The sequence below is a fragment of the Syntrophomonas sp. UBA5494 genome, from assembly GCF_002426325.1.
The window spans coordinates 19,368-21,163 of the sequence record NZ_DIPG01000135.1; the positions used below are offsets into that span (position 1 = coordinate 19,368).

Below are 1,796 nucleotides of genomic sequence, written 5' to 3' on the forward strand. Positions count from 1 at the left end.
GGGATGGTTCGGTATGCAAAACTTCCAGAATTTTTTCCGCCAAACGGTCGGCATCATCGGCGGGTTCGTAATAGTTTAACAGATTGCGGGTTACTTCCGGGGAGGCTCCGGTTATCGACGATATTACTGGTATACAGCGGATGGCGGCTTCGATGGCAGGCATCCCAAAACCTTCAAAAAGCGAAGGATTTACGAACAATGAAGCCTGGCATAACAGCCGGTGAAGCTCCTGATCTTCCAGAAACCCGGTGAATTCAACCCTTTCGCCCAAATGGTTCTTCTCCACGTAATTTCTCAGGAATTCCGTATCCCGATTCAAGCGACCGACCAAAAGAAGATTATGCTCGATCAGTCCCATGATTTTCTCAAATGCTTTGATTAAGGTAATGGTGTTTTTGTGGACATAAGCAATATTTATGGCGCATATATAAGGCCTTTTACGGTGGTATTTCCGCGTTGAGGGAATGAAATCGGTATCAATGGGATTATAAATCCTGGTTAGCTTGGATTTGTGTTGGGGATAGTAGTACTCAATCTCCCGGCGGTCATAATCTGAAATGGCAATAATCTTGCTTCTCAGCTTAAAATCGAAATAGTATTGCAATCCATATATGATCCGCTCCCTTAAAGAAGACTGATCGGCATTAATTATGTTCTGTATATCATGGGGAAGGACAACTGTAGGTATCTTAAACTGTTTCAGGCCGGTATTATAATGCGGGAAAAAAAGCACGCCGATGTGCTGCTCTTTTAGCAGCCGGCTTAGCCTGAAGGTGTTGCAAACGCAGTCAGACAGTGTTTTCTTCCCCCAAATATCCTTATAAGGGATGAAAGTAAAGGTAGCATCAGGGATACTGCTCTGTATGACCCCGGCTGAGTATTCGTAGGCAAAAATATGAATATTCCGGGATTTGCCCAGGGCTTGAAATCCTCTGAGTAGATTGAAAAACACCTGCTCTTTACCGCCGCTATGGGTGCGGTTCAAAAAAAATGCCGCTATTCCGATCTTCATGACGTACCTCATCATGAATTATATACTTTTTCGCGTTCATTATGCCACATAGGATGACAAATAGATACGCTTATAAAGCTGCGGAACAGGGGAAAGATGCTGACTGCATAAGCGCTAAGGCGCTGCCGGAGGATTAAATTGTCTATCATGAGTTCTTCAACATAAATCGCCGGCCGGATTTCATCATTCCAAGGCCTGATCTTTGCCTTTACCCCATTTTTACCAAGCCTCATAATGCCGCTCCAGGCTGGGTTTGGGCAGGCTCAATAACGGTCCTGAAATTGACAGGTATACAATGTTCATATTAAAATTGCTTTAACTTAAATCATAGGAGACATTATATCTATGTGGTCTATTCGTTTAAGATAAGCCAGCTCAAAATCTTGCAATAACCTCCACAATGGTGGGCTTTTTTGCTGTGCTTATTTTGAACGAATCAGGAAAGTGGATACAGTGCGTCCGGATGTTTGGGGTTGTGCCATCTTCCCCGGCATCTTGGTTAGACATTGGTATGCAGACTAAAGCTCGCATTGCGGTTTTAGGCTGCATTTTTTATTGTCCGCAGCAAGAAGCCTGCCCTCCCTGAGAACGCAAGCAGATTGGTTCCAGCTATCAGCAGGTTTTGTCAAAAAGACTGACCGATGTTAAAGGGGGCACATTTATGTATTATGTCTTTTCGTAGTCCTTCCTGTATAAATTGCAGGTTTTTCCCTGCGAACAAGTTATAAAACGTGCAATTTCACACAGGAGGAAGGAAAATGGAATTACTGATAAAAGCAACAGA

The 1,796-nt window shown here is 43.5% G+C and carries 1 protein-coding gene; it reads right to left on the minus strand.

Going from position 1 to position 1,796, the window contains the following annotated elements; all coding sequences use genetic code 11:
- Window positions 1-1,012, minus strand: a 1,012-nt coding sequence (locus B3W37_RS15350) for a glycosyltransferase family 4 protein (protein WP_483176313.1), incomplete at its 3' end; no start/stop codon positions are given.
- Between the last annotated feature and the right edge of the window lie 784 nt (window positions 1,013-1,796).